A 23,053-nucleotide genomic window follows, 5' to 3' on the forward strand; every position below is an offset into this window, starting at 1 on the left:
AATTAATTAAATGATAAAATAAAAATTTAAATATAAGTAAAAGTTATCACGTAAGATAAAAATTTTCTAAGTTCCTAATTCATTCACAAAAGTGAGGACATTAGATATAATTGAGTTGTGAAAGCCATTACATTTGGCATAACAAAAACTATGGTGCAAAGGGGAGTCAAAAATGGCAGAATTAGTGAAAGGCCTTGAAGGTATTGTTGCTTCAAACACTAAAGTAAGTTCAATTATTGGTGATCAACTTACTTATGCAGGATATGAAATAGATGATTTAACAGAAAACGCACAATTTGAAGAAGTTGTCTTCTTATTATGGAACTTCCGTTTACCAAATGCGGAAGAATTAACTGATTTTAGAAAACAGTTATTTGAAAATATGACTTTGCATCCAAGAATGTACAGTCACTTTGAAGATTATGCAGCAGATCATGTACATCCTATGACAGGGTTGCGTACATCTTTATCTTATTTAGCACATTTTGATCCACGTGCTGATGAATTTAATGAAGATGCGCATATGAACAAAGCGATTCGTATTCAGGCTAAAGTAGCGTCACTTGTAGCAGCATTCGCTCGTGTTCGTCAAGGTAAAGAAGTCGTGAAACCGAAAGAAGACTTAAGTTATGCAGCTAACTTCTTATATATGTTGTTTGGTGAAGAACCAACAGCTGTACAAGAAGAAGGTTTCAATAAAGCGTTAATTCTTCATGCGGATCATGAATTAAACGCATCTACATTTACTGCACGTGTTGCTGTTTCTACATTATCTGATATGTATTCTGGTGTAGTCGCTGCAGCTGGCGCATTAAAAGGACCATTACACGGTGGTGCTAATGAACAGGTTATGAAGATGTTGAATGAAATTGGTTCATTAGATAATGTGGATAGCTATGTAGCAGATAAGATTGCTAAAAAAGAGAAAATTATGGGCTTTGGTCACCGTGTCTACAAAAATGGAGATCCACGTGCTAAATACTTAAAAGAAATGTCTAGAAGAATTACTGATGAGACTGGTCAAAAAGAATTATTTGATATGTCTGTACGTATTGCTGATATTTTAAAAGAAAAAAAAGGTTTATTACCGAATGTTGATTTTTATTCAGCAACAGTTTATCACTCAATGGGTATTGAACATGATTTATTTACACCAATCTTTGCAGTATCTCGTACTTCTGGCTGGATTGCGCATATTTTAGAGCAATATAGTGATAACAGAATTATTCGTCCACGTGCAACATACGTGGGTGAAGTTGGTCGTAAATATGTTCCGATTGAAGAAAGATAAAATGATTAAAAATGCATTTATAAGGTAAACTAAAGTAAGAAATATTAATAATGGAGGCAAAATAAAAATGGCTGAAAAAATTACGAATAATAATGGTGTTTTAAACGTACCTAATCATCCAATCGTACCTTTTATTATCGGTGACGGAACAGGTCCGGATATTTGGAATGCTGCTGTTCGCGTATTAGATGCTGCAGTAGAAAAAGCATATAATGGTGAGAAAAAGATTGAATGGAAAGAAGTTTTAGCAGGTCAAAAAGCATTCGATAACACAGGTGAATGGTTACCACAAGAAACTTTAGATACTATTGAAGAATACTTAATTGCGATTAAAGGTCCATTAACTACACCGATCGGAGGAGGTATCCGTTCTTTAAACGTAGCATTACGTCAGGAATTAGATTTATTCGTATGTCTTCGTCCAGTGCGTTACTTTGAAGGTGTTCCTTCACCTGTTAAACGTCCTGAAGATACTGATATGGTTATTTTCCGTGAAAATACTGAAGATATTTATGCAGGTATTGAGTATAAAGAAGGATCTGACGAAGTTAAGAAAGTGATTGAATTTCTGCAAAATGAAATGGGTGCTAAAAATATTCGTTTCCCTGAAACTTCAGGTATCGGTATTAAACCAGTTTCTAAAGAGGGAACTGAACGTTTAGTTCGAGCAGCATTAAACTATGCGCTTGAGCAAGGCCGTAAGTCATTAACATTAGTACACAAAGGGAATATCATGAAATTTACTGAAGGTGCCTTCAAACAGTGGGGATATGATTTAGCTGAACGTGAATTTGGTGATAAAGTATTTACATGGAATCAATACGATAAAATTAAAGCTGAACAAGGTGCAGAAGCGGCAGATAAAGCGCAAAATGAAGCGATTGCTGCTGGCAAATTATTAGTAAAAGATTCAATCGCTGATATTTTCTTGCAACAAATTTTAACGCGTCCTGCTGAGTTTGATGTTGTTGCAACGATGAACTTAAATGGTGACTATATTAGTGATGCATTAGCAGCACAAGTAGGTGGTATCGGTATTGCACCAGGAGCAAACATCAACTACGAAACTGGACACGCTATCTTTGAAGCGACACATGGTACTGCACCAAAATATGCTGGCTTAGATAAAGTAAATCCATCTTCTGTTATTTTAAGTGGTGTGTTAATGTTAGATCATTTAGGATGGAAAGAAGCTGGAGAATTAATCACAAAAGCGATGGAAAAATCAATCGCTTCAAAAGTCGTAACATATGACTTTGCACGTTTAATGGATGGTGCAACTGAAGTGAAATGTTCTGAGTTCGCTGACGAATTAATTAAAAATATGTAATTAGAAAAGTAGTCTAACTTTTAAGGATAGTATTATGAATGAAATTCATAGTTACTATCCTTTTTTTAAAAGATTAAGGGGGAGTTATCATGACAAAGAAAAAGATTTCAATCGTAGGAAGTGGATTCACAGGTTCAACAGCTGCATTTATTGCAGCGAGTAAAGGAATAGCTGATATTGTCCTTGTTGATACTTATGGTAGTCTAGATCCCACAACAGGCAAGGCATTAGATATTATGCAGGCAATGCCGATATTACATCAAAATGTCGACATTAAAGCAAGTAATGATTATGCCGATACGAAAGATTCTGATGTTGTATTGATTACATCAGGTATCGCCCGTAAACCAGGTATGACGCGTGATGATTTAGTGCAAACCAATCAAGGTATTGTAGAAGCTGCGACGAAAGAAATTGTAAAATATTCACCGGACTGTATTATTATCGTGCTTACGAATCCGGTAGATGCAATGACTTATGCTGTGTATAAAGCATCTGGATTTGAACCGAATCGTGTTATCGGTCAATCAGGTGTGCTGGATACAGCTCGCTTTAGAACATTTGTAGCACAAGCATTAGATGTGGCAGTGACTGATGTTACTGGATTTGTGTTAGGAGGACACGGTGATACGATGGTGCCATTAATCCGTTATTCATCGGTGAGTGGCGTACCGATTGGAGACTTAATGGATGAAGCAACAATTGATGGCATCATTGAAAGAACACGTAATGGTGGTGCTGAAATTGTAAACTTATTAGGCACGGGATCTGCTTATTATGCGCCAGCTGCTGCGATGGTTGAGATGGCTGAAGCAATTATCAATGATAGTAACCGTGTATTGCCAGCTATTGCATATTTAAATGGCGAATATAAACAGGAAGATATTTATATCGGTGTACCAGTTAAGTTAAATAAAAATGGAGTTGAGCACGTCGTAGAATTGCAACTTACAGATGATGAACAACAAGCATTTAATAAGTCTGCTGCTGCAGTGAAAGATACAACCCAATCATTAAAGTCTTCAAATTAATATGAATATATTAAACGATAGATTGATAATCCTTCTAATTGTAAAGAGAATGTAAATTATTCTGTTATAGCTTGAAGAATGTTGATTTGTTGTAGCATTTCAATATTCTTTTAATATATAATGAATATGATAATTGTTTGGAGGGATTGGATGAGTCAGAAGGTTCTGGTAGTAGACGATGAACAATCTATCGTAACTTTACTACAATATAATTTGCAACAATCAGGATTCGAAGTTGTAACAGCTTATGATGGTGAAGAAGGTCTAGAAAAGATTTTCAGTGAAAAGCCAGATATCGTAGTATTAGATTTAATGTTACCTAAAATGGACGGCGTAGAAGTATGTAAATCTGTTAGAAATGAAAAAAATCAAGTGCCGATTTTAATGTTAACTGCAAAAGATGATGAATTTGATAAAGTACTTGGGTTAGAATTAGGTGCAGATGATTATATGACGAAACCGTTTTCTCCAAGAGAAGTTATTGCGCGAATAAAAGCGATTCTTCGTCGCTCAAACACGATTAAGACAGTCGAAGATGAAAAGGATAATAAAGAAATTATTATCGGTAAGATAAAAGTATTACCGGAACATTTTGAAGCATACCGTAATGATGTATTGCTTGATTTAACACCTAAAGAATTTGAATTATTAATATATTTGATAGAACGTCAAGGAAGAGTAATTACACGTGAACATATGCTTAATTCTGTATGGAATTATGAGTTTGCTGGTGACTCCCGCATTGTTGATGTACATATAAGTCACTTAAGAGAAAAGATAGAAGATAATCCAAAACAGCCACAATACATTAAGACTGTTCGAGGTCTTGGATATAAATTAGAAAGTCCAAAACGCGAATGATCAGTTTTAAAAGTAAATTGTTATTAATACTTACAACAGTTATTGTTGTAAGTTTTCTTTTACTGGGAACACTATTGTATCTTACGCTTGCGAAGCAATTTATTGACAGAGATAAAGCAGGATTAACTAAAGATGCAAAAATCTTTGAAGCGTATGTAAGTGGCGACAAACGTGTGGAAGATTTAATACATGAATATGAAAAATCATACAATTCATCAATTCTTATTCTCGATAAAGATCAGCATGTTATTTATAAAACAATCGGTACATCAAAAAATGAATTTGATCGTTTTATTACAAAATACACATTAGAAAATAAAGATATGGTTAATTACCGTTATGATGGTTCAAACGAGAAAAGTTTACTACGTTATAAAAATAAACAAACTGTTTATATTTTAAGCGAAATAAAAACAATCAATGACATTGAAGAGATCATCATAAAATATTTTGGTATCGGATTATTATGTATGCTTCCGATAATATTTATCATTGTACGTTATATCAATAAAAGCTATATCCAGCCGATTAAAGAAGTAACATATGCTTCAAAGTTATTATCTGACGGTAATTATAAAGTACGCGTACCTGAAAGTAGCGTTACTGAGACAAAAGATTTATTTAGATCAACAAATATTCTTGCCAGAACACTTCAGGATCTAAATAATGAGCAGAAATTGCAACGTAATCGATTAGAAACAACATTACAGAATATACCGAGTGCAACAATGCTCGTAAACAATCACGGAGAAGTGGCAATTGCTAACGAAACGTATATTAATCTTTTTAATAAAGGCCAACCGATAGCGCATGGGCATTATGAAACAGTGATTAAAAATCAATCGATCAAACAAATGATTAAAGAAGCAATAGCGATAGAAAAACCAGTCAACGATACATTGAATATTACAGTCAACGTTCACAAGAAATATTTTGATGTTGCAGTAGTACCAGTGCTATCAAAGAAACGAAAGAAAATAGAAGGTATCGTTATCGTATTACACGACATTACTCAACTTAAGTCTTTAGAACAGATGCGTAAAGACTTCGTGGCAAATGTATCTCATGAATTAAAGACACCGATCACAAGTATTAAGGGCTTTACTGAAACATTAATCGATGGAGCTAAAAATGAGCCTGAAACACTTGATATGTTTTTAGAGATTATTTTGAAAGAGTCTAATCGTATCCAGGTGCTTGTAAGTGAATTACTCGAATTATCTAAAATTGAACAGGCGAATCATTTTGAAATGACGAAAGTCAATTTACCTCAAAAAGTATTTAACAGTGTTGAAGTTGTGCATCCACTTGCAGAAAAGAAAAATATTAAATTTAATCTGGATTTTGAAAAAGATTTATTTGTATTAGCTGAACCAAGTAAATTAAAACAAGTTGTAATAAATCTCTTATCGAATGCGATCAATTATTCATACGAAGACGCAACGATTACGGTAAAAGTATATCAGAAAGATCGTAACTGTATATTAGAGATAACGGATGAAGGCATCGGTATTGCGCCAGAAGAACAACTACGTATCTTTGAAAGATTCTATCGCGTAGATAAAGCTCGTAGTCGTGATTCAGGTGGTACAGGATTAGGACTCGCGATCGTAAAGCATATTGTAGAAGTCTTTAAAGGCGAAATTGAAGTGGAAAGTCAAGTAGGTATAGGAACTACTTTTAGAGTGATATTAAAACAACATTTATATTAATATTTTATAATTTATACTAATATTTTATTTTACAACTTGAAACTTTACTTCATATTTACTTCGTCTTTACATTAAATTAACAATGTTCAACTATAATTGCACATAGACCCCTTCATTTTAGAAGAAGATAAACACAAGTGATCCTGAAGCAATCACTTGTGTTTTTTTTATTTTCAAAATGATGTTCCTATAAATATGTCCTGAATTCAAGATGTGATAGACTATAAGAGACATACGATGGAGGTAGAAGAATGAAAGAAAAACTAATATTAATTGATGGAAATAGTATCGCGTTTCGTGCCTTTTATGCATTACCTTTACTAAAGAATTCATCAGAGTTACATACGAATGCAATTTATGGTTTTACGTTAATTTTAGAAAAGTTAATTAAAGAAGAAAAACCAACGCATTTCTTAATCGCATTTGATGCAGGGAAGACAACATTTAGACATGCAACGTTTGGAGAATATAAAGGAGGACGTCAGAAGACACCTCAGGAATTAAGTGAACAATTCCCGCACATTAGACGACTTGCAGAAGCTTACCAAATAAAGCATTACGAATTAGATAATTACGAAGCAGACGATATTATCGGGACACTTTCAAAAGAAGCAGCCGAACAAAAGGTGGAAACAATTATCGTAACCGGTGATCGAGATTTAACCCAGCTCGTCAATGATTATGTAACCGTTTATTACACTAAAAAAGGTGTTACAGACATTGATAAATATACACCTCAATTCATTCACGAAAAATATGGATTTGGTGCAGAGAAAATTATCGATCTTAAAGGCTTAATGGGTGATAAGTCGGATAATATCCCTGGCGTACCTGGTGTCGGAGAAAAGACAGCGATTAAATTATTATTAGAATATGATACTGTTGAAGGTGTAATCGCGAATTTAGATAAGATTACTGCGAAGAAACTCAATGAAAATCTTACAAATCATCAAGAGGATGCCATCATGAGTAAGCAGCTTGCAACAATTGAGACGAATGCACCGATAGAAGTAACATTAGCTGATACTGTAATTCCGGATAAAGATGAAACGAAAAAAATTGAACTGTTCAGAGAATTAGAATTTAAGCAAATGCTGGAAAATCTTGATACAACAAGTCAAATTGAGAGCAGTAAAGAAATCGCAATTAATAACGATTATCAGTCATTTGAATTCAAAGCGATCGATGCAATTGCCTTACACTTGAAATGCTATCAGGACAATTATTTGAAGAATGAAATATTAGGATTAGGTATTATAAACAATGACGAAACATTTGTTGTACAACCTGAAGATATTACGAAGAATAAGTCATTTATCACATTGCTGGAAGATGAAAATGTAAAAAAACATGTGTATGATGCAAAAGCAGTTAAAGTAATGTTCGAACGCTTATCCATAAATATTGAAGGTATCGCCTTTGATACGATGCTGGCCAATTATTTATTGAATCCATCATCTACAGTGGTTGATGTAGCGCAACTCGGACATGATTTTGGATTAAACTATGTGGAATCTGATGATCATATTTTCGGTAAAGGTGCGAAATCGCATGTACCTGACAGAGAAATTTTGTATCAGCACATTGCAAATGAAGTGCATCTTATAAATGACGTAACACCTATGATTAAAGAAAAGCTAATTGCCCATGAACAACTCGCGCTACATGACGAACTTGAATTACCACTTGCCCTAGTACTTGCAAAGATGGAACTTCAAGGCATTAAAGTGAATAAAGAGACATTAATTGAAATGCAGGGTGAAATACAAGAAAGATTAGATGCTTTAACAGAAAGTATCTATAATCATGCCGGCAAATCATTTAATGTTAACTCACCGAAACAACTAGGTGTGATTCTATTTGAAGAGTTAAAGTTACCGATCATTAAAAAGACGAAGACAGGTTACTCAACCGCTGTGGATGTGTTAGAAAAGTTACAAGGCAGTCATGCGATTATCGATGATATTCTAGTCTATCGAACATTATCGAAACTTCAGTCAACGTACGTTGAAGGGTTACAACGATTAATAGGTGATGATGAGAAGATTCATACACGCTTTAATCAGGTTATCGCACAAACGGGTCGTCTATCTTCAATAGATCCGAACCTGCAGAATATACCGGTTAGATTAGACGAAGGTAGAAAGATTAGAAAAGCTTTCGTTCCGAGTGGAGATGACATGGTAATCTTTGCTGCCGATTATTCTCAAATTGAATTGCGTGTCCTTGCTCACATTACAGAAGATGCGAGTATGATGGAAGCATTTACACATGGTATTGATATTCATACGAAGACAGCGATGGAAGTTTTTGATGTTGAAAAGGACGCGGTTGATAGCAATATGCGTCGTCAGGCAAAAGCTGTTAATTTCGGTATTGTTTACGGAATTAGTGATTATGGCCTAAGTCAAAGTTTAGGTATCACACGAAAAGCTGCACAACAATTTATCGATGATTATCTGGATAGCTTCCCAAAAGTGAAACAATACATGGATGATATTATTCAGAAAGCCAAACAGGATGGTTACGTTACAACAATTATGCAGCGTAGAAGATATATTCCTGATATTACGAGTAAGAACTTTAATTTAAGAGGATTTGCTGAAAGAACTGCGATGAACACGCCAATCCAGGGAAGTGCAGCAGATATTATTAAACTTGCGATGGTACAGTTTGATAAAGCGCTGAAAGAGACAAACTTTAAAGCGAAGATGTTATTACAAGTACACGATGAATTGATTTTTGAAGTTCCAAAAGATGAAATAGATGCGTTTAGTCTATTTGTAAAAGATATTATGGAGCATGCAATTGAACTTAATGTACCACTTGAAGTAGAATATGATTCTGGTGAAAGTTGGTATGAAGCAAAGTAGGTGGAAAGATGCCGGAACTACCGGAAGTCGAACATGTGGTAAGAGGTTTAAGACCGCATGTGTTAAATAAAGCAATAATAAACGTAGCATTCTCAGAAGCGGTTAAACGTGGTAAAGCACAAGGTAAAGAAACGATTATTAAACAAATTGAGCTGGATGACTTTAATACCATAGTACGTAATACTGTAATTAAAAGTATAGACCGCAGAAGTAAATACATTATTTTTGAATTAATGAAACAAAGAGGCTGTTCCATAGAGCAAGAACAAATATTAGAGCAGGAACAAACATCTAAAATATATTTAGTCGGCCATTTAGGAATGGCCGGCGCTTTCTTTGTGAAAAGTAGTATTGAGGAAATCCCCATACCAAATTATAAGAAACATTGGCATGTCCAGTTTGAATTGTCAGATGGACAAAAGATGATCTATTCAGATATAAGGCGTTTTGGTGAATTTAAAATATTAGATGAAGCAGCTTTTGCAAACTTTAATCAGACTATTGCGCCAGAACCTTTTGAAAATAACGCAATGGCACATTTCATACAGCAATCGAAACTAAAGAAATATATGAATAAACCGATTAAACAGGTTATTATGGATCATAGTGTAATAAGTGGATGTGGGAATATATATGCATGTGAAGCATTACATTTAGCAGGTATTTTACCGACGCATATTACACATACATTATCCACTCAGAAAAAGAAGAAACTCTTTTCAGCTATAGTAGAAGTGCTAAATAAAGGTATTGAATTTGGCGGGTCAAGCATTTCTGATTACCGTAACGTCGAAGGTGAAAGTGGCAATATGCAAAGTAAATTTAATGTCTATGGTTTAAAACAATGTAATGTATGTCAAAATGATATTACGACACAAGTGATAGCAACAAGAAACACGCATTACTGCGAAAAATGTCAAAAGTAGGTGTAAGTGTGACAGTAATAGGTTTAACAGGTGGTATCGCAAGTGGAAAGTCAACAGTTGCAAATTTCTTGTCGGAAAATGGATTTGTCATTGTTGATGCAGATATTGCAAGTCGCAAAGCAGTCGAAGCAGGATCATCTGGATTAGAGGAAATTAGAACAGTATTTGGAGATGGAGTAATACAGGAAGACGGAACGTTAAATAGAAAAGCACTCGGTGAGATAATCTTTAAAGATAAAAATCAACGAGAAAAGTTAAATGCGATCGTTCATCCCCGTGTAAGAGATATTATGGAAGCGGAAAAAGAAGCGGGACTAGAACTAGGTAAACCCGTAATCATGGACATACCATTACTTTTTGAAAATAAATTAGAGCATACAGTTGATGAAGTATGGGTGGTTTATGTTCCAAAAGAAGTTCAGATTGAACGATTAATGGCACGTAATCAGTTATCACTGGAAGAAGCTGAGTCAAGAGTATCATCACAACTATCAATTGAAGAAAAGAAACAAAAAGCTGATAAAGTCATTGATAACAGCGGTAGCTTACAATCATTGTATCAGCAACTTGAATTGCTTATTCAAAGCTATATATAAAATTAATTTTAAGAAAATTATGAAAATAATTTTCTTAAAGAAAACGCTTCCTTAACGCAATCATTGTGCTATACTAATGAAAGAGATTAGTATAACACATTGCGAAGGAGAAGATATGATGAAAACAAGAGTAGCGATTAATGGGTTAGGAAGAATTGGAAGAATGGTGTTCCGTGCAGCACTATTAAATGATAATTTAGAAGTAGTTGCGATTAACGCGAGCTATCCTCCAGAAACACTAGCACATTTAACAAAGTACGACACTACTCATGGTAAGTTTGAATTAGATGTAGAACCTGGTGACAATGCTTTAATCGTTGATGGTAAAGAAATTAAGTTAGTTTCTGAGCGTAATCCTGAATTATTACCATGGAAAGAGTTAAATATTGATATTGTGATCGAAGCAACTGGTAAGTTTAATGATGCTGAGAAAGCGTCAGCACATATTAAAGCAGGTGCGAAGAAAGTATTATTAACAGCGCCAGGTAAAGGAAATGTTCAAACGATCGTTCGCGGTGTGAACTGTGCACAATTAGATATAGATACATATGATGTTATATCAAATGCTTCATGTACTACAAACTGCTTAGCGCCAGTAGCGAAAGTGTTAAATGATAAATTCGGAATTAAGAACGGATTAATGACGACAGTTCATGCGTATACAAATGACCAAAAGAACTTAGACAACCCACATAAAGATTTACGCCGTGCACGTGCATGTGCTCAAAGTATTATCCCAACTTCTACAGGTGCAGCGAAAGCTTTAGCTTTAGTATTACCTGAATTAAAAGGTAAATTACACGGAATGGCGTTACGTGTACCTACAACAAACGTATCATTAGTAGACTTAGTTGTAGATTTAGAGAAAGAAGTAACTGTTGAAGAAGTTAATGAAGCGCTTAAAGCATCTGCTGACAACGAACTTAAAGATATTTTAGATGTAACATATGAGCCGTTAGTATCAGTAGACTTTAATACAAATCCACATAGCTCAATTGTAGATGGATTATCTACTATCGTTATGGAAGGATCTAAAGTGAAAGTATTATCTTGGTACGATAACGAGTGGGGTTACTCAACGCGTGTTGTAGAGTTAGCAGTATTAATGGGTGAAAAATTAGCGAAATAATATAGAAGACAAGACATCTCTCTTAATTGAGAGGTGTTTTTTTGCTATTCATAATTAGGTCATGGAAAATTCCTCTATTAAAATAAAAATTCGTATATGTTATACTATTCACTATTATGTTGATAGTGAGGTATGTTATGAACTGGATTAAAATTATCGTTGCGGCGATTTTTGAGATGTGCTGGGTAATTGGTCTAGCCCATGCTGATACTTGGTATGAGTGGATACTTACTGTTATCAGTGTTTCAATCAGTTTCTATTTGTTGCTGAATGCATCAAAATATTTACCGGTTGGAACAAGCTACGCTGTATTTGTTGGTCTAGGTGCAACGTTAGTAACGATTGCAGATGTAGTATTTTTCAATGAACCAATAAGCGTTGAGAAAGTTATATTAATAAGTGTATTAATTATCGGTGTCATCGGTCTTAAGATGGCAACACCAGAGGAGGCAAAGTAATGTATTGGTTGATTTTAGTACTTGCCGGTATCTTTGAAATGCTAGGTGTTGTCGTGATTAATATGTATTCAAACACACATCAAAAGCGCTATGTGCTATTGCTGATATTTACATTTGCATGTAGTCTTTATTTTCTTTCCGTTGCGTTAATTGCAATTCCGATGAGTACTGCATATGCTATATGGACCGGTATTGGTGCAGTAGGTGGAGCAATTGTGGGGATTTTGTTTTACGGAGAATCGAAGAATGTATTACGTTTATTTTTTATGGGCTTAATTTTAGCAAGTACCATTGGATTGAAGTTGTTGCCTTAAAAGTAAAGTGTCACATACCGTATTTGGTGTGTGACACTTTTTTCATCTTTGCTTTAATTGTATCGGATAAATATCGGTAAACGTTGCTTCAATGACTTTTGCCATAATGTCGTAGCCAAATACATGCGGATGTAGTCCGTCATCTGTAAGTTCATTTCGTAAATAGTCGATGCCATCTTTCGTTTCAGTCATCTGTGTATAGTAATCGATAAATAATGCATCATGTTCTGTACATAGTTGTTTAATTTCGTGATTAATTATCTGAACAAGTTTTGAGCGCGTTATAAATCCTTCTAACTTAGGTCGGTTCGTTGATGTGAGTGTAGTAACTGCAATATTTATGTTATTTTCATTTGCCATCATAATCATTGCTTCAATATCTTCAAGGATTCGTGACTTAATTTGTTGCTGGTTGTCATCGCTTTGATCAACGTCGAGCGCTTTCGTATTATTAATGCCAATCGATAAGACAATCCAATCGGGTTTCAACTGGATACTATCTGCTGTAAATCGGTCGCGTACCCATTGCGTACGATCGTTTCCAATGCCACGGTTAATCATTCGCTTGCCATTGTTTAATTGCAGGTAACTTTCTATATCCCAGTAATCAGTAATTGAATCACCGATAAAGACGATTCCTACAGGGTCGTTATGATAAAGTATCACTTCATTTCTATGATTAAAGCTTTCTCTTAGTTTGTTTACAGGGTGTCCTTCTTCTAATTTTGGTAAATGGATATAATTCGGTCTCATCAGTTTTCTCCTTCTGGAAAGTTATTAATTTATTAATTTTAACTTATTCATATAGTTTATTATATACCCAGAACAGTGTAATCTTATGGATTTTTAATTGTTTCGTATTCATGTATAATTAAATAATAATAAAAAAAGGGGTGATTGTCTTGAAATGTCCAAAATGTGGTTTTAATCAATCGAAGGTGATTGATTCACGACATGCAGACGATTTGACTGCAATCAGAAGACGTAGAGAATGTGAAGAATGTGGTACACGTTTTACTACTTTCGAAAGAATTGAATTACAGCCATTAATCGTCGTAAAAAAAGACGGCACAAGACAAGCATTCAACCGTGATAAAGTGTTACATGGTTTAGTCCGTGCATGTGAGAAGCGACCTGTTGCTTTTGAATCACTTGAAAAAATTACGACAGATGTTGAGACTGCTTTACGTGAAAAAGGTAAGACGGAAGTGTCTTCGGTTGATATCGGTGAATTGGTGATGGAGCATCTAATGACTTTAGATCAGGTTTCCTATGTAAGGTTTGCGTCTGTCTATAAAGAATTTAAAGATGTCGATCAGTTATTACGTACAATGAGCGGTCTATTGAACGATAAAGATAAGAAGTAGGTGTCAGCATGCAACATTATTTTACGGAATTAAATGGTACGGATCAGTTTACCGTCACGACAAACTATATAAGTACGCATCTGACTGAAGATGTTCTTAAGACACTTTATACGCCTTTAATTGGTATTGAATGTGTCGGTGTCTATCAGTTCTTAAGTCAGTTTTTAAATGACTATAACCAGGTTAGTAACGATTACACTCATTATATTTTCTTAAGTGAACTGAAGATGAATTTGAGTCATTTCGAAGTGATTCGTAAACGGCTTGAAGCAATTGGTTTACTTAAGACGTATATGAGAATAGATGATAGCAATCAGAAGTTTATCTATAAATTAATCAGTCCTGTAATGCCTGCACAATTTTTTAATGATCCTATGCTTTCTGTGTTCTTATATCAGCAGGTGGGTAAGCATCGATATCAAGTGTTAAAGAGTAGATATTTTACAAATAATATAGATTATGATGGTTATCGTGATATTTCAAGTAAATATATGGACGTATTTGGTACGCCGAAATCTCCTGAACCCGTTGTATTCGAATATAATAGTGAGATTATTAAACAAAGTGACCCGTATGGTATTCCTATTCATCATCAGACATTTGATTTTGATATGCTTGAAACATTGCTGGCACAGAATCTGATCACAAGTGAACAATTACCTAAGAAGACGCGTGATTTAATTTCTCAGCTTGCTGCATTATATGATATTGCACCTACAGAAATGCGTCAGATTATCTTGAAGTCACTTACAAGCAATCAAACGATTTCTCATGAAGCGTTACGCAAAAATGCACGTGATTTCTATAAGATAGAACACGACGGTGCACTACCAACTTTGCAGTTTCAGGAACAGTCAGATAATATAAAGCCTGAAGATAAGGAAGCGAGTACTCTACTGAACTGGTTTGAAATGCTGGATACAACGAGTCCAATCGATATGCTTACTTCATTCAGTAAATCAGAACCGACCTTAAAGCAGAAACGCATGATTGAATCTATTTTAGAACGTGAACAACTGCCATATGGCGTGTTTAATATTCTTATTCAATATGTATTGTTTACAAAGGATATGAAACTCCCGCAGGCGTATATTGAAGAGATAGCCTCAAACTGGAAGAAACAAAATTTAAAAACAAGTCAGGAAGCTTATCATTTTGTAAAATCGATGGATAAGAAACGTACTGAACGTAAAGATAAATCAAGTAGACCGAAACAATATTTACCGCCTTCTAAAGAGATGACACCTAAATGGTTAACGGAAGAACCGATAGCAAGCAATAAAGTTGATGAAAATGTCGATCTAGAAGCGGAACGTCGTAAGTTACAGCAAGAACTCAATCAATTATGGGAGGAGGATAAATGATGAAACCGATGGGCTCAATATTAAACGCTAACAGTGAAATTTTTAAGCGTATTGAAAAGATAAAAAAAGAAACGATAAAACATCCTGAAATAAGTGCGTTTATTGCTGCTAACCATGTTACCGAGCAGATGATAGATAATGATTTATCTGTCCTCCAGGAATATAAAGATTCTTCAATTATGTGCCAGGATTGTGCATCTTATGGCCAGTGTAAGAACTTTGTCCCTGGTCACACGCCTGAACTATATATTGAAAATAATCACATTAAGATCAGACATTTACCATGCCCTTCTAAGCTTGCTTATGATGAAGAACAAAAGATGAAGCAGTTTATAACGGCAATTCATATGCCAAAAGATGTCCTGAATGCAAAGCTTGCAGATATTTACCTCGATGATAAAACGAGAATAGATATTGTGAGACGTGCAGGGATGGTATGCAGAGATATCGCAAAGGGTGTCGATACGAAAGGTATGTATATTCATGGACCATTCGGTACCGGAAAATCATTTATTTTAGGTGCAATCGCTAATGAATTGAAAGAGCGACATATTTATACGACGTTAATGTACTTTCCGGAATTTATCCGGGAATTAAAATCAGGGTTTAACGATGGTACATATACAGAGCGATTAAATCGAGTAAAGAATACGCCTGTTCTAATGCTCGATGATATCGGTGCAGAAGACTTAACACCATGGGTACGTGATGAAGTGTTAGGGCCGATATTAAATTATCGTATGATGAATAATATGCCGACATTTTTTAGCTCAAACTTTGATTTTAAAGAACTAAGTCATCATTTATCAATAACGAAACAAGGTGCAGAACAGACGAAGGCGCGACGTATTATGGAGCGTATCGAAACATTAAGTGATGAATATATGTTATCAGGGAAAAATTATCGCCGTGAAAAATAAGTTTGAAAATTACGATAATAAGTGTATAATATGTATTAACAAACAACAAAACTAAATTCGTCTGTATATTAATTTAATGAATCAATTTTATATATTAATATTGTAAGGATAAGATAGTCTATCATTAATTTTTAGAGAGCTGATGGTGCTGAGAATCAGTAATTAAGTTAGATTGTTACTCCCTTATTGGTATGACAAATAATCATTGTCCGGCTCAAGACCGTTATCTTATGCAGAGTTGCTGAGTGATCAGTAATTAGGGTGGTACCGCGAATTGACTTCGTCCCTTTTTGGGATGGGGTCTTTTTTGTTGTTTAAAATAAAATAAAAAAGTGAGGCGTTATGAATGAGTGAAATTAATGTTAAGTTTCCAGATGGTAATGTAAAAAGTTTTGAGGCTGGCGTTACAACTGAGGATATTGCAGGTTCAATCAGTCCTGGTTTAAAGAAGAAAGCTTTAGCAGGAAAATTTAATGGACAGATGGTAGATTTATCAACGGCTCTTGAAACAGATGGAGACATCGAAATCATTACGCCTGAGTCTCCTGAAGGTATAGAAGTACTACGTCATTCAACTGCACATTTAATGGCACAAGCGTTAAAGCGTATGTATGGTAATGTGCATTTCGGTGTAGGTCCTGTTATTGAAGAAGGATTCTATTATGATGTAGATACTGAACATAAAATTTCAAGCGAAGATTTACCTGAAATTGAAAAGACAATGCGTCAAATTGTCGGTGAAAACATTAAGATTGAACGTCGTGTTGTAAGTCGTGATGAAGCTAAACAAATTTTTGCCGATGATCCATACAAACAGGAGTTAATCGATGCGATTCCAGCTGATGAGAATGTAACAATCTATTCTCAAGGTGAATTCACTGACCTTTGCCGTGGTGTACATGTGCCATCAACTGCTAAAATTAAAGAATTTAAATTATTATCTACAGCTGGTGCATACTGGAGAGGTGATGCGAATAATAAGATGTTACAACGTATCTACGGTACAGCCTTCTTCGATAAAAAAGCATTAAAAGAACATCTTCAGGTTTTAGAAGAGCGTAAAGAACGTGACCACAGAAAGATTGGTAAAGAATTAGAGTTATTTACTACAAATCAACTTGTCGGCCCTGGTTTACCGTTATGGTTACCAAATGGCGCTACAATTCGTCGTGAATTAGAACGCTATATTGTTGATAAAGAAGTTGCATTAGGTTATGACCACGTGTATACACCAGTTATGGGTTCAGTTGATCTTTATAAAACTTCTGGACACTGGGATCATTATCAGGAAGACATGTTCCCGGTTATGGAGATGGACAATGAGCAAATGGTATTACGTCCGATGAACTGTCCACACCATATGATGGTCTATAAAAATAAACCACATTCATACCGTGAATTACCAATCCGTATCGCTGAACTTGGTACAATGCACAGATATGAAGCAAGTGGTGCTGTAAGCGGATTACAACGTGTTCGTGGTATGACTTTAAATGATGCACATATCTTCGTTCGTCCGGATCAGATTAAAGATGAATTTATCCGTGTCGTGCAACTTGTAATAGATGTATATAAAGACTTCAAATTTAAAGATTATAAATTCCGTCTAAGTTATAGAGATCCAGAAGATACTGAAAAATATTTCCAGGATGATGAAATGTGGGAGAAAGCACAATCAATGCTTAAAGAAGCAGTTGATGAAATGGGCTTAGATTACGAAGAAGCACCAGGAGAAGCTGCATTCTACGGTCCAAAACTCGATGTACAGGTTAAAACTGCGTTAGGTAAAGAAGAAACTTTATCTACAGTTCAATTAGACTTCTTATTACCGGAACGTTTCGATTTAGAATACATTGGTAATGACGGCGAGAAACACCGTCCGGTAGTTATTCACCGTGGTGTTATTTCAACAATGGAACGATTTGTTGCTTTCTTAACAGAAGAATATAAAGGTGCATATCCTACTTGGCTTGCTCCAAATCAATTAGAAATTATTCCGGTTTCTAATGAAGTGCATTATGACTATGCGCGTAAATTATATGATGAGTTAAAATCTCAAGGTGTTCGTTGTCATATTGATGACCGAAATGAAAAGATGGGCTACAAAATTCGTGAAGCACAAATGCATAAAGTCCCTTACCAGGTTGTAGTAGGAGATAAAGAAGTTGAGAATAATGAAGTAAACCTGCGTCAATATGGTTCTAAAGATTCTAAAACTTTAGATCGCGACGAGTTTATCTGGAATTTAGTTGATGAGATTCGTCTAAAAAAATAATGATTTGATTTTTTATGAGTCTATGTTTTAAAGGAAAATCGTCATTTAATGTTTTAACGTATTAATAAAAAGAGGTTGAAATAATAAGTGATGTCATGTATATTAGTAACTAACTTAATATTCCTCGTTGAGGTAGAGGTTGCACTGTTTATGAGTAGATGATGGATATGTCATACACATAAACGAAGTTTATCGAAAGGAAACAGTGCCGAAGGAATAATGTGTATGAACATTATATCCTGGGCTAACATTGAACAAGTGTTAGACTGTCACATTTGTGATGCGCTACTTAATTTTGATGATTATACTTTCAAATGAGTACGCGTATCATACGTGTGCTCATTTTTAATTTTTGAAAGGAAGTCAATATATGCAAAGTACGAATGGAGTACAAAGAAAATTGAAGAAGCGCCATATTTCGATGATCGCTATTGGTGGCTGTATCGGCACAGGTTTATTTATGACCTCTGGAGGAGCGATTCGTGATGCTGGCCCAGGTGGTGCGTTACTTGCGTTTACGATTATTGGTATTATGGTATTTTTCTTAATGACAAGTCTTGGTGAAATGGCAACATATTTACCGATTTCAGGTTCATTTTCTACCTATGCAACACGCTTCGTCGATCCATCTCTTGGATTTGCGCTTGGTTGGAATTATTGGTTTAACTGGGTGATTACAGTTGCAGCAGATGTGAGTATTGCTGCGAGCGTCATAAAGTACTGGGCACCGATGGATTTCTTGCCGGGTTGGGCATGGAGCTTAGTGTTTTTAGCAATTATTTTATTTTTAAATACATTGTCAGTTCGAGTTTATGGTGAAAGTGAATATTGGTTTGCGATTATAAAAGTTGCTACTGTTATATTATTTTTAATCATCGGATTACTAACAATCGTTGGAATATTAGGTGGCAAGTTTATCGGTTTTGATAACTTCACGACAGGTGATGCTCCATTTGTCGGTCATGGTTTAACGGGGTCTTTCTTAACGATTCTTGGCGTATTCTTAGTAGCCGGATTTAGTTTCCAGGGTACAGAACTTGTTGGTATTACAGCAGGTGAATCAGAAGAGCCGGAAAAAACGATTCCGAAAGCGATTAAACAAGTTTTCTGGAGAATTTTAATTTTTTACATTCTCTCTATTTTCGTCATCGGATTAATCATTCCTTACACGAATCCTAACTTAATGGGGGGAGATAGTGTTGCGAAGTCACCATTTACGTTAGTATTTGAAAATGCTGGCCTTGCATTTGCAGCATCCTTTATGAATGCTGTTATCTTAACATCTATTCTATCAGCGGGTAATAGTGGTATGTATGCTTCAACGCGTATGTTATATGCGATGGGTAAAGATGGATTAGCATCACGTAAATTCTCAGAAACAAATCGCAAAGGCGTTCCTATTCCGAGTTTACTTGCAACGTTTGTTGTGGTGGTAATCATCTTCTTAGTAGAACGTGTTGCCAGTGGTGCTTACGAATATATCGTGGCAGCAAGTGGTTTAACAGGATTTATCGCCTGGCTTGGTATTGCAATTAGTCATTATCGATTCAGAAGAGCATTTTATGCTCAGAACAAAGATATATCAGTATTAAAATATAAAGCGATGTGGTTCCCATTCGGTCCGATATTTGCATTTGTTCTTTGTTTATTTGTAATTATCGGTCAGGATACTGATTTAATATTAGGTGGTAAGTTCGATCTTAATGGTTTCTTGATCACTTATATGGGGATTCCAATATTCTTAGCGTTCTATTTCTACCACAAACTAAAATATAAAACGCGTAAGATTCCTTTAACAGAAGTTGATTTATCTCAAGATACAGATATGAGTGAATATGAAAAAATAGATGTTGACTTATAAATATTAGCCTGTTATACTTAAGTCTGTTGAATACGAAACGGACAAGTAGAAGCATCCCGCTTCTCGCCCTGAAGACGCAAAGAGCAGTTACAGGGTTAAATAACATGGTTAGACATGTCTATTTTTTAGCGGGTGCATTATGCATTCGCTTTTTTGTTTGTCTTCGTAAATCAAATAGGAGGTGTCAACCATAGCTAAAGATCAAACTCAAATCAATGACAAAATTCGTGCGAGAGAACTTCGTTTAATCGGTCATGATGGTGAACAACTTGGCGTTAAAACTAAGTTCGAAGCAATTGAAATTGCAGAACGTGTTAACCTTGATGTCGTGTTAGTTGCTCCAAATGCGAAACCACCAGTAGCCAAAATTATGGATTACGGTAAATTCAAATTTGAACAACAAAAGAAAGAAAAAGAAGCACGTAAAAATCAAAAAGTTGTTGTCGTTAAAGAAATTAGATTAAGTCCAACGATTGAAGATCATGATTTTAATACGAAACTTAAAAATGCTCGTAAATTCTTAGAAAAGCAGGACAAAGTTAAAGTATCAATCAGATTCCGAGGTCGTGCAATCACGCATAAAGAATTTGGTCAACGTGTGTTAGAGAAATTTGCAGAAGAATGTAAAGATCTTGCGACAGTTGAACAAAAGCCAAAGATGGATGGTCGCTCAATGTTCTTAATGTTAGCGCCAATCGTCGACAAAAAACAAAACTAGGAGGAACAAAACATGCCTAAAATGAAAACTCACCGTGGTGGAGCTAAACGTGTTAAAAGAACTGGTTCAGGAAAATTAAAACGTTCAAGAGCTTACACTTCACACTTATTCGCAAACAAATCAACGAAACAAAAACGTGGACTTCGTAAAGCGTCATTAGTATCTAAAGGCGATCAAAAACGAGTAGCACAAATGTTAACTTACGTAAAATAATAAAATTAGAAACACTGAGGAGGAATTATAATGCCACGAGTTAAAGGTGGAACAGTTACACGCGCGCGTCGTAAACGTACAATCAAATTAGCTAAAGGTTACTTTGGTTCAAAACATACATTATATAAAGTAGCAAAACAACAAGTAATGAAATCAGGTCAATATGCATACCGTGACCGTCGTCAAAAGAAACGTGATTTCCGTAAATTATGGATCGCACGTATCAACGCGGCAGCGCGTATGAACGACATCAGCTATAGCCGTTTAATGAACGGATTAAAAGTTGCTGGTATCGATATCAACCGTAAAATGTTATCAGAAATCGCTATCACTGACGAAAAAGCATTTGCTGAAATCGTAGCACAAGCGAAAGCGGCTTTAAACAAATAATAAGATATTAATCTTCAAAATCTCTAAGTTATGATGACTTAGAGATTTTTTTATGGCCATTTTTAAAATAAAAAAGGAGGGTAAATCGATGGAGATATATAAACAAAGAAAATAATAAATCCGAAAGTAATAAAAAGTAAAGACATATTTCTTATTAAATTACTTGCAAAAAAATTTATATAGGGAAATCCCTATTCATATATACATGTGAACATATTCACAACTAAATAAGCTATAATATAAATGTATCTTTTATTGAGGGGGAGGCACATGAAAGGAATCATATATATCGCACATGGATCAAAGATGCCTGATAAAAATCAACTTTTCAGAGAATTTGTAGATAATATAATATCAAAGCGACCTGAAACAGTACAGCAGTTAGCTTTTCTCGAAAAAGATGACGAGAATGTACCAATTATTACACGCCGTATGGTAGATGCTGGTGTCACAGAATTTTTAGTCATGCCAATGCTCTTATTTCCAGCAATGCATGCAAGAGAAGATATTCCAGCACAGCTTAATGATGTATTGAAGGATTATCCACATATAACATACCACATTGCAGATTGTTTCGGAGATGAACCAAGTGTCTACAAGGTAAGTGAGCGCATTATTTCTGGATTTAAAGATGCAACGATACTGATTACAGCACATGGTAATAAAAGATTTACTGAACCAGATGAACGTCTCACTAAAATGGTGGAAGTCATGCAGCAGACGTCAGGTCAGAACTTAGTACCAGCAATGTTATATGGTAATTTAAGTTTTGAAGAAAAACTGAAGACGATGGATAAGCAAGACAAAATTATCATAATGCCATATTTCTTATTCGATGGTCATCTTGTGCGTAAGATTAAAAGACTGAGTCAGCCTTTTATAGAAGCAGGATACGATATATCTTTTACTGAAACATTGGATTTAGATTTTGCAATGACACAAGGTGTATTAAATAAACTGGCACAACTTGAGGAGGATGCATATGTATCCAGTCATGCTTAATTTAGAAGGTAAAAAGATACTGATTGTAGGTGGTGGCAGAATTGCCAAACGCAAAGTAAACGGCTTACATGGTGAAGGTGCGTTTATTACTGTCATGGCACCAGAGATAGATGTTGAAATAGCGTCAATGGATGTTGAATGCATTCCATATCCATTTACAAAACAGGATATCAGTCACTATGATATCGTGTTTATTGCAACAAATGATGAAGGTGTTAATAAGCAGGTTATGGAATGTGTGAATGATAATCAACTTGTTAATGATTGTTCAAATAAAAGCAACTCAAATTTCTTTAATGTAGCCTCTTTTAAACATGATGATATGCGAATTATGATTTCAAGCGATGGTGCAAGCCCGGAAAAAAGTAAAGTACTCAAACAGAAAATTAAAGATTTATTAAAATAAATGAGCGAATGTGCAG

Annotated in this window: 22 protein-coding genes, 1 riboswitch and 2 other annotated features; of the genes, 21 read left to right on the plus strand and 1 reads right to left on the minus strand. The window is 35.0% G+C overall.

Annotation, left to right across the window (positions count from 1 at the left end; translation table 11 throughout):
- Positions 1-172: 172 nt before the first annotated feature.
- The 11 genes from JJJ02_RS01450 (at position 173) to JJJ02_RS01500 (ending at position 12,521) form a co-directional block, all read left to right on the plus strand.
- Positions 173-1,291, plus strand: coding sequence for a citrate synthase (locus JJJ02_RS01450; RefSeq protein ID WP_240837024.1), 1,119 nt, complete (start codon positions 173-175; stop codon positions 1,289-1,291).
- 61 nt (positions 1,292-1,352) lie between these two features.
- On the plus strand, positions 1,353-2,621 hold the full coding sequence (gene icd, locus JJJ02_RS01455; RefSeq protein ID WP_240837217.1) for an NADP-dependent isocitrate dehydrogenase: 1,269 nt from the start codon (positions 1,353-1,355) through the stop codon (positions 2,619-2,621).
- An 89-nt stretch (positions 2,622-2,710) separates the two neighbouring features.
- Entirely contained in the window at positions 2,711-3,652 is a 942-nt protein-coding gene (gene mdh, locus JJJ02_RS01460; RefSeq protein WP_239242523.1) for a malate dehydrogenase, read from the plus strand.
- 150 nt (positions 3,653-3,802) lie between these two features.
- Positions 3,803-4,513: a response regulator transcription factor gene (locus tag JJJ02_RS01465; RefSeq protein ID WP_099579930.1), complete on the plus strand. Its 711-nt coding sequence runs from the start codon at positions 3,803-3,805 to the stop codon at positions 4,511-4,513.
- Entirely contained in the window at positions 4,510-6,225 is a 1,716-nt protein-coding gene (gene pnpS / locus JJJ02_RS01470; protein ID WP_239242522.1) for a two-component system histidine kinase PnpS, read from the plus strand. Before JJJ02_RS01465 ends, pnpS begins: the two co-directional genes overlap by 4 nt.
- A gap of 251 nt (positions 6,226-6,476) precedes the next feature.
- The gene (gene polA, locus JJJ02_RS01475; protein WP_239242521.1) at positions 6,477-9,098 is read left to right on the plus strand and encodes a DNA polymerase I; all 2,622 of its coding nucleotides are present in this window, start codon (positions 6,477-6,479) and stop codon (positions 9,096-9,098) included.
- Between the two features lie 8 nt (positions 9,099-9,106).
- The gene (mutM, locus tag JJJ02_RS01480) at positions 9,107-10,024 is read left to right on the plus strand and encodes a DNA-formamidopyrimidine glycosylase (RefSeq protein ID WP_240837029.1); all 918 of its coding nucleotides are present in this window, start codon (positions 9,107-9,109) and stop codon (positions 10,022-10,024) included.
- A complete protein-coding gene (gene coaE / locus JJJ02_RS01485) occupies positions 10,012-10,620 on the plus strand; it encodes a dephospho-CoA kinase (RefSeq protein WP_240837031.1) in 609 nt (202 codons plus the stop codon). The genes mutM and coaE overlap by 13 nt, the downstream gene beginning before the upstream one ends.
- Positions 10,621-10,738: 118 nt before the next feature.
- A complete protein-coding gene (locus JJJ02_RS01490; RefSeq protein ID WP_240837033.1) occupies positions 10,739-11,749 on the plus strand; it encodes a glyceraldehyde-3-phosphate dehydrogenase in 1,011 nt (336 codons plus the stop codon).
- Between the two features lie 137 nt (positions 11,750-11,886).
- A complete protein-coding gene (locus tag JJJ02_RS01495; RefSeq protein WP_111715412.1) occupies positions 11,887-12,207 on the plus strand; it encodes a DMT family transporter in 321 nt (106 codons plus the stop codon).
- On the plus strand, positions 12,207-12,521 hold the full coding sequence (locus JJJ02_RS01500; protein ID WP_111715410.1) for a DMT family transporter: 315 nt from the start codon (positions 12,207-12,209) through the stop codon (positions 12,519-12,521). The genes JJJ02_RS01495 and JJJ02_RS01500 overlap by 1 nt, the downstream gene beginning before the upstream one ends.
- A 42-nt stretch (positions 12,522-12,563) precedes the next feature.
- On the opposite strand, the gene JJJ02_RS01505 is transcribed toward JJJ02_RS01500, so the two are convergent.
- Entirely contained in the window at positions 12,564-13,274 is a 711-nt protein-coding gene (locus JJJ02_RS01505) for an SGNH/GDSL hydrolase family protein (RefSeq protein WP_239242518.1), read from the minus strand.
- Between the two features lie 149 nt (positions 13,275-13,423).
- Between JJJ02_RS01505 and nrdR the strand changes: the two genes are divergently transcribed.
- The 10 genes from nrdR to JJJ02_RS01555 all read left to right on the plus strand — a co-directional run bounded on the left by nrdR (position 13,424) and on the right by JJJ02_RS01555 (position 23,037).
- Entirely contained in the window at positions 13,424-13,888 is a 465-nt protein-coding gene (nrdR, locus tag JJJ02_RS01510) for a transcriptional regulator NrdR (protein WP_099579958.1), read from the plus strand.
- Positions 13,889-13,896: 8 nt separating this feature from the next.
- A complete protein-coding gene (gene dnaB, locus JJJ02_RS01515; protein WP_239242517.1) occupies positions 13,897-15,252 on the plus strand; it encodes a replicative helicase loading/DNA remodeling protein DnaB in 1,356 nt (451 codons plus the stop codon).
- Positions 15,252-16,172, plus strand: a complete 921-nt coding sequence (dnaI, locus tag JJJ02_RS01520) for a primosomal protein DnaI (RefSeq protein ID WP_239242603.1) — start codon at positions 15,252-15,254, stop codon at positions 16,170-16,172. The genes dnaB and dnaI overlap by 1 nt, the downstream gene beginning before the upstream one ends.
- A 96-nt stretch (positions 16,173-16,268) precedes the next feature.
- Positions 16,269-16,463, plus strand: a binding site (T-box leader).
- Positions 16,464-16,518: 55 nt separating this feature from the next.
- Positions 16,519-18,447 carry a threonine--tRNA ligase gene (gene thrS, locus JJJ02_RS01525; protein WP_239242516.1) on the plus strand — a complete coding sequence of 643 codons (1,929 nt, stop codon included), beginning with the start codon at positions 16,519-16,521 and terminating at the stop codon, positions 18,445-18,447.
- A gap of 125 nt (positions 18,448-18,572) precedes the next feature.
- A riboswitch (Lysine riboswitch) is annotated at positions 18,573-18,743 on the plus strand.
- A gap of 74 nt (positions 18,744-18,817) precedes the next feature.
- Positions 18,818-20,308 (plus strand): amino acid permease, encoded by a 1,491-nt coding sequence (locus tag JJJ02_RS01530; RefSeq protein ID WP_239242515.1) that lies wholly within the window; start codon positions 18,818-18,820, stop codon positions 20,306-20,308.
- Positions 20,309-20,345: 37 nt separating this feature from the next.
- Positions 20,346-20,471: a sequence feature (ribosomal protein L20 leader region), on the plus strand.
- A gap of 18 nt (positions 20,472-20,489) precedes the next feature.
- Positions 20,490-21,026: a translation initiation factor IF-3 gene (gene infC, locus JJJ02_RS01535; protein ID WP_099579968.1), complete on the plus strand. Its 537-nt coding sequence runs from the start codon at positions 20,490-20,492 to the stop codon at positions 21,024-21,026.
- Positions 21,027-21,038: 12 nt separating this feature from the next.
- Positions 21,039-21,239 (plus strand): 50S ribosomal protein L35, encoded by a 201-nt coding sequence (rpmI, locus tag JJJ02_RS01540; protein WP_012657249.1) that lies wholly within the window; start codon positions 21,039-21,041, stop codon positions 21,237-21,239.
- 30 nt (positions 21,240-21,269) lie between these two features.
- Positions 21,270-21,629 carry a 50S ribosomal protein L20 gene (rplT, locus tag JJJ02_RS01545; protein ID WP_111715401.1) on the plus strand — a complete coding sequence of 120 codons (360 nt, stop codon included), beginning with the start codon at positions 21,270-21,272 and terminating at the stop codon, positions 21,627-21,629.
- Positions 21,630-21,899: 270 nt separating this feature from the next.
- Complete coding sequence (locus JJJ02_RS01550; RefSeq protein ID WP_239242514.1) at positions 21,900-22,631, plus strand: sirohydrochlorin chelatase; 732 nt, start codon at positions 21,900-21,902, stop codon at positions 22,629-22,631.
- Complete coding sequence (locus tag JJJ02_RS01555) at positions 22,612-23,037, plus strand: precorrin-2 dehydrogenase/sirohydrochlorin ferrochelatase family protein (RefSeq protein WP_239242513.1); 426 nt, start codon at positions 22,612-22,614, stop codon at positions 23,035-23,037. The genes JJJ02_RS01550 and JJJ02_RS01555 overlap by 20 nt, the downstream gene beginning before the upstream one ends.
- The last annotated feature ends 16 nt before the right edge of the window (positions 23,038-23,053 follow it).

This window comes from Macrococcus sp. PK (assembly GCF_022501545.1).
In the GTDB taxonomy this organism is placed as follows: domain Bacteria; phylum Bacillota; class Bacilli; order Staphylococcales; family Staphylococcaceae; genus Macrococcoides; species Macrococcoides epidermidis.

What these genes read in the sequence shown, in the direction of transcription:
- JJJ02_RS01450 (WP_240837024.1), top strand. Translation starts at nt 173, where the DNA reads ATGGCAGAATTAGTGAAAGGCCTTGAAGGTATTGTTGCTTCAAACACT.
- mdh (WP_239242523.1), top strand. Translation starts at nt 2,711, where the DNA reads ATGACAAAGAAAAAGATTTCAATCGTAGGAAGTGGATTCACAGGTTCA.
- JJJ02_RS01465 (WP_099579930.1), top strand. Translation starts at nt 3,803, where the DNA reads ATGAGTCAGAAGGTTCTGGTAGTAGACGATGAACAATCTATCGTAACT.
- pnpS (WP_239242522.1), top strand. Translation starts at nt 4,510, where the DNA reads ATGATCAGTTTTAAAAGTAAATTGTTATTAATACTTACAACAGTTATT.
- polA (WP_239242521.1), top strand. Translation starts at nt 6,477, where the DNA reads ATGAAAGAAAAACTAATATTAATTGATGGAAATAGTATCGCGTTTCGT.
- mutM (WP_240837029.1), top strand. Translation starts at nt 9,107, where the DNA reads ATGCCGGAACTACCGGAAGTCGAACATGTGGTAAGAGGTTTAAGACCG.
- coaE (WP_240837031.1), top strand. Translation starts at nt 10,012, where the DNA reads ATGTCAAAAGTAGGTGTAAGTGTGACAGTAATAGGTTTAACAGGTGGT.
- JJJ02_RS01490 (WP_240837033.1), top strand. Translation starts at nt 10,739, where the DNA reads ATGAAAACAAGAGTAGCGATTAATGGGTTAGGAAGAATTGGAAGAATG.
- JJJ02_RS01495 (WP_111715412.1), top strand. Translation starts at nt 11,887, where the DNA reads ATGAACTGGATTAAAATTATCGTTGCGGCGATTTTTGAGATGTGCTGG.
- JJJ02_RS01500 (WP_111715410.1), top strand. Translation starts at nt 12,207, where the DNA reads ATGTATTGGTTGATTTTAGTACTTGCCGGTATCTTTGAAATGCTAGGT.
- JJJ02_RS01505 (WP_239242518.1), bottom strand. Translation starts at nt 13,274, where the DNA reads ATGAGACCGAATTATATCCATTTACCAAAATTAGAAGAAGGACACCCT.
- dnaB (WP_239242517.1), top strand. Translation starts at nt 13,897, where the DNA reads ATGCAACATTATTTTACGGAATTAAATGGTACGGATCAGTTTACCGTC.
- dnaI (WP_239242603.1), top strand. Translation starts at nt 15,252, where the DNA reads ATGAAACCGATGGGCTCAATATTAAACGCTAACAGTGAAATTTTTAAG.
- thrS (WP_239242516.1), top strand. Translation starts at nt 16,519, where the DNA reads ATGAGTGAAATTAATGTTAAGTTTCCAGATGGTAATGTAAAAAGTTTT.
- JJJ02_RS01530 (WP_239242515.1), top strand. Translation starts at nt 18,818, where the DNA reads ATGCAAAGTACGAATGGAGTACAAAGAAAATTGAAGAAGCGCCATATT.
- rpmI (WP_012657249.1), top strand. Translation starts at nt 21,039, where the DNA reads ATGCCTAAAATGAAAACTCACCGTGGTGGAGCTAAACGTGTTAAAAGA.
- rplT (WP_111715401.1), top strand. Translation starts at nt 21,270, where the DNA reads ATGCCACGAGTTAAAGGTGGAACAGTTACACGCGCGCGTCGTAAACGT.
- JJJ02_RS01550 (WP_239242514.1), top strand. Translation starts at nt 21,900, where the DNA reads ATGAAAGGAATCATATATATCGCACATGGATCAAAGATGCCTGATAAA.
- JJJ02_RS01555 (WP_239242513.1), top strand. Translation starts at nt 22,612, where the DNA reads ATGTATCCAGTCATGCTTAATTTAGAAGGTAAAAAGATACTGATTGTA.